Annotated in this window: 4 protein-coding genes; all 4 read left to right on the forward strand. The window is 62.9% G+C overall.

Annotated features, from left to right (window positions below; genetic code table 11):
* Nucleotides 1-240: 240 nt before the first annotated feature.
* Nucleotides 241-1,158: a metal-dependent hydrolase gene (locus tag CH256_RS07270; RefSeq protein WP_068047722.1), complete on the forward strand. Its 918-nt coding sequence runs from the start codon at nt 241-243 to the stop codon at nt 1,156-1,158.
* Nucleotides 1,159-1,190: 32 nt separating this feature from the next.
* A complete protein-coding gene (locus tag CH256_RS07275) occupies nt 1,191-2,288 on the forward strand; it encodes a PDR/VanB family oxidoreductase (protein ID WP_094669209.1) in 1,098 nt (365 codons plus the stop codon).
* Between the two features lie 257 nt (nt 2,289-2,545).
* Nucleotides 2,546-4,588, forward strand: a complete 2,043-nt coding sequence (gene gyrB / locus CH256_RS07280) for a DNA topoisomerase (ATP-hydrolyzing) subunit B (protein WP_094638409.1) — start codon at nt 2,546-2,548, stop codon at nt 4,586-4,588.
* A 68-nt stretch (nt 4,589-4,656) separates the two neighbouring features.
* Nucleotides 4,657-5,459 (forward strand): DNA gyrase subunit A (locus CH256_RS07285; RefSeq protein ID WP_306438708.1); only part of this gene is annotated, 803 nt, incomplete at its 3' end.

Below are 5,459 nucleotides of genomic sequence, written 5' to 3' on the forward strand. Positions count from 1 at the left end.
CGACGACGCAGAGCTGGAGAAAAGGTGAGCGTCACGTGCGCGGGCGGGGCCCGCGCGACACGTACGGATAGTGAGACGTCCCAACGTATGCTTTTCGAAGTGCCTGGTCCAGGTGATCCTCAACAGATGTTGGGGCCAGTGTTGCTGTGACATGGTCGATGTGCGTAGCGTGATTCGCGACACTCAGCGGTCGGGGGATCGATGAAGATGTTCTACGCGGCCATCGGACGAGGAGAAGTTGTGTCTGCACCAACGAAGAAGGCATCGACAGCGGCCGTCGATGTCGACGGGACCCCCGAAGACCGAGTCGTTCTCCATGCCCGGAATGTCGAGTTCGACTGGAAGTCCCTGCCGTTGCACTACATGGACGGCAATCCGCTCGCGACGCACCTGATCAACGTGATGCACCTGCTCCTGCCCGAGGGCGAGGAATGGTTCGTGCGCACCTTCAAGGAAGCGTTGCCGCTGATCCACGACGATCAGCTGCGCGACGACGTCATCGGGTTCATCGGCCAGGAAGCCATGCACGCCCAGGCACACACCGATGTCCACGATCAGCTTCGGGCACACGGCATCGATGTCGACCCGTACGTCGATCAGATGAAGTTCCTGTTCGGCCGCGCGCTCGGCAACAGGTCCGGTCACGGTCAGAACAGTCTGGTCGAACGTCTCGCCCTCATCGCTGCCGCAGAACACCTGACCGCCTTCCTGGGCGATTGGGTACTCAATGCCTCGGAGTTGGACGAGGCCGACGTCGACCCGATCATGCTGGATCTGCTGCGGTGGCACGGAGCCGAGGAGGTCGAGCATCGATCGGTGGCCTACGAGGTGATGCGGTACTTCGACGTCCGCCCGGCCCGCCGTATTCGTACCTACGTCGTCATCGCGCCCACGTTGGTGTGGTTCTGGACCCGCGGTGTTCGCTTTCTGATGAGCCAGGATCCGACGCTGGCGCACCTGCCACCCAAGCAGCGCACACCGTCGTTCCGAGAATTTCGTCGAGTTGCCCATGCCGGCCTGTTCCCGACCCCGATGTCGATGGTGAAGGCGTCGTTGCGTTACTTCAAGCGCACCTACCACCCTTCCCAGGAAGGTTCGACGGCGCAGGCAGTGCAGTATCTGGCCACCTCACCGGCAGCTCGGTCCGCCGATCGATGACCAAACGCACGTTGCGGAGCAAGCTCGGCGCAATGGCACAGATGGTGGACTCGTTCCGGGCGGGACGCACCATTCCGAAGAATCTGTACGGCCGCGACGAGCCCGATCAGACCGTGTCACTGGTGACCGATGCGCTCGACAAATGGTTCGCTCTGCTCGACGGTGACGACTACGACGCGTCGTTCGCTGCGCCGCCCGTGGCTCGCACCCGGTTGCTGACGTTGGTCGCGCGCGAGGTGCTGTGCGTCGACGAGCAAGTGGTCCAACTGACCTTCTCGGCCGCCGACGGTGAGGTGCTGCCCGCGTGGGCACCGGGAATGCATCTGGACTTCTATCTCCCGTCCGGACGCCGTCGGCAGTACTCGTTGTGTGGGCAGCCGAATGCCGACTCGTACTCCATCGCGGTGCGCTTGGTTCCCGACGGCGGGGGTGGGTCGCGTGAGATGCACGATCTGCAGGTCGGTACCGAGGTCGCAATTCGCGGGCCGCGCAACGGTTTTCCTTTCGTGCAGTCCGAGCACGCCGTGTTCGTGGCCGGCGGAATTGGTATCACAGCCATCATCTCGATGGTGCGTCGTGCTCGTGAGACGGGGATGGATTGGCATCTCGTCTACTGCGGCCGCTCACGTGAATCGATGCCGTTCCTCGACGAGATCGCCGGCTGGGACGCCGACCGCGTGACGGTGCGGACCGACGATGTGGACGGCATGCCGTCGAGCATGGATCTGCTCGGTGCCGCGGCGCCCGGGGGTTCGGTCTACGTGTGCGGACCTCCGCCGATGATCGATCTGGTTCGGGCGTCGTTCGACTCGTTGCCGGCAACGCATCTGCACTTCGAGCGTTTCTCACCGCCGCCGGTGAAGAACGGTGCCGAGTTCGAGGTGCAGCTCGTCGATTCCGGACAGATCATCGCAGTGGCTCCGGACGAGACTGCGTTGCATGCCATTCGGCGTCTGAGGCCCGATGTGGCGTACTCCTGCCAGCAGGGGTTCTGCGGGACGTGTCGCGTTCGAGTACTCAGCGGAACACCGCAGCATCGGGAGAACCGGCTCACCGCCGAGGAGCAGGAACACGAGATGTTGATCTGTGTGTCCCGTTCCGAGGGTGAACGGATCGTGCTCGATCTCTAGCCGAGCCGCCGCATTTACCCTTCATCTTTGTCGCCCGGCACCCTGAAAATGCGCCTGTGAAGCAATCAGAGGCCTTTTAGGGGTGTCATCGTGCCCATGCTGTCGCAGGCAACCAGTACTATGGACCGGTACGACATCAAGCCCGGAACAACGCATGGACCCGGGCGCGGCCGGAATCGACTGCGCTCGCCCCTGCGGTAGCACCCTGTCGGGGTGTGAGCGGGGTAGTGGACGCGTAGAAGGAGAACCAGCTAACCGTGGCTGCCCAGAAGTCAGGTAACAACGAGAACAGCAAGGATTACGGCGCTTCGTCCATCACGGTCCTCGAGGGCCTGGAGGCGGTTCGTAAAAGGCCCGGTATGTACATCGGTTCCACCGGTGAACGAGGCCTGCATCACCTGATCTGGGAGGTCGTCGACAACTCCGTCGACGAGGCCATGGCCGGTTATGCCTCCACCGTCGGCGTCACCATTCACGTGGACGGCAGTGTCGAGGTCACCGACGACGGTCGAGGAATTCCCGTCGCCATGCACTCGTCCGGCGTCCCCACTGTCGAGGTCGTCATGACCCAGCTGCATGCCGGCGGCAAGTTCGACTCCGATTCGTACGCGGTGTCCGGCGGACTGCACGGTGTCGGTATCTCGGTGGTCAATGCCCTCTCGACCAAGGTCGAACTGCAGATCGCGCGTGACGGTCACCGCTACACCCAGACCTACGACTACGCCAAGCCCGGACCGCTCGAAACCGTCGGGAACACCGACGAGACCGGCACCACCGTCCGCTTCTGGGCCGACGGCAAGATATTCGAGACTCTCGACTACAGCTTCGAGACCGTGCACCGCCGCCTGCAGGAGATGGCGTTCCTGAACAAGGGGCTGACCATCAACTTCACCGACGAGCGAGTGGCCGCGACCGACGCCACCGAGGAGGAATTGGGCGAGACCGCCGAGGCTCCCAAGACCGCCGAGGAAGAGCAGGCCGATGCGGCCAACGCGAAGCCGGCCAAGGTCCGCAAGCGGACGTACCACTACCCCGACGGCTTGGTCGACTTCGTCAAGCACATCAACCGCACCAAGACCGCGATCCACAACTCGGTCGTGGGCTTCACCGGCAAGGGTGAAGGCCACGAGGTCGAGATCGCGATGCAGTGGAACGCCGGTTACTCCGAGTCGGTGCACACCTTCGCCAACACCATCAACACGCACGAGGGCGGTACCCACGAAGAGGGCTTCCGCACCGCGTTGACCTCGACGGTGAACAAGTACGCCCTCGAGAAGAAGCTGGTCAAGGAAAAAGACATCAAGCTGACCGGCGACGACATTCGTGAGGGCCTCGCCGCGGTCATTTCGGTCCGAGTCGGTGAGCCGCAGTTCGAGGGTCAGACCAAGACCAAGCTCGGCAACACCGAGATCCGATCGTTCGTCCTCAAGGCCTGCAACGAGCACCTCTCGCACTGGTTCGAGTCGAACCCGGCGGACGCCAAGACGATCATCAACAAGGCAGTCTCCTCCGCGCAGGCCCGCATGGCTGCGCGTAAGGCGCGAGAGATGGTGCGCCGCAAGAGCGCAACCGATATCGGTGGTCTCCCCGGCAAGCTCGCCGACTGCCGATCCAACGACCCGAGCAAGTCCGAGATCTACATCGTGGAGGGCGACTCCGCAGGCGGCTCGGCCAAATCCGGACGCGACTCGATGTTCCAGGCGATCCTGCCGCTGCGGGGAAAGATCATCAACGTCGAGAAGGCTCGTATCGACCGCGTCCTCAAGAACAACGAGGTTCAGGCGATCATCACCGCCTTCGGAACCGGCATCCACGACGAGTTCGACATCACCAAGCTGCGTTATCACAAGATCGTGCTGATGGCCGACGCCGACGTCGACGGTCAGCACATCTCGACGCTTCTGATGACTCTGCTGTTCCGGTTCATGCGTCCGTTGATCGAGAACGGTCACGTCTACCTCGCCATGCCGCCGCTGTACAAGCTCAAGTGGAGCCGCGGTGAACCCGACTTCGCCTACTCCGATCGTGAACGCGACGGACTGCTCGAGGCCGGCATCGCCAACAAGCGCAAGATCAACGTCGAGGACGGCGTCCAGCGCTACAAGGGCCTCGGCGAGATGAACGCCAAGGAGCTGTGGGAAACCACGATGGACCCGGCTGTGCGAGTCCTGCGTCTGGTCACCCTCGATGACGCGGCCGCGGCCGACGAATTGTTCAGCGTCCTGATGGGCGAGGACGTCTCCGCACGCCGAAGCTTCATTGCCCGCAACGCGAAAGATGTTCGCTTTCTTGACGTTTAGTCACTTCCCTTCACGCACCGATGAGGTTTCTCGGTGCGTGGAGGTGACCGTTTCTCGAGGAGATTTGCATGTCTGACATCACCGAACCGCCGGTAGGACCCCCGCCGGGTTCGACCACCAACGCCGAGGGCGGAGACCGGATCGATCCGGTCGACATCCAGCAGGAAATGCAGCGCAGTTATATCGATTACGCCATGAGCGTCATCGTCGGTCGTGCCCTGCCCGAGGTGCGTGACGGCCTCAAGCCGGTGCACCGTCGTGTCCTGTATGCGATGTACGACTCGGGCTTCCGCCCCGACCGCAGCTACGTCAAATCCGCACGCCCCGTTGCCGAAACGATGGGTAACTACCATCCCCACGGCGACACCTCGATCTACGACGCACTGGTGCGTCTGGCTCAGCCGTGGTCGATGCGGTACCCACTCGTCGACGGCCAGGGCAACTTCGGTTCACGTGGCAACGACGGTGCCGCCGCCATGCGATACACCGAAGCCCGGTTGACCCCGCTGGCGATGGAGATGCTGCGCGACATCGACGAGGAAACCGTCGACTTCATCCCCAACTACGACGGCAAAACCCAAGAGCCGACGGTACTTCCGTCGCGCGTGCCGAACCTGTTGATGAACGGCTCCAACGGTATTGCCGTCGGTATGGCCACCAACATCCCGCCGCACAATCTTCGCGAACTGGGCGATGCGGTGTTCTGGGCGCTGGACAACTTCGAGGCCGACGAGGAAGCAACCCTTGCCGCGTGCATGGAACGCGTCAAGGGCCCAGACTTCCCCACCCACGGACTCATCGTCGGCGGCCAGGGTATTCAGGACGCGTATTCGACCGGTCGCGGCTCCATCCGGATGCGCGGCGTCGTCGA

The sequence above is a fragment of the Rhodococcus sp. 05-2254-6 genome (assembly GCF_002258565.1).
Classification (GTDB): domain Bacteria; phylum Actinomycetota; class Actinomycetes; order Mycobacteriales; family Mycobacteriaceae; genus Rhodococcoides.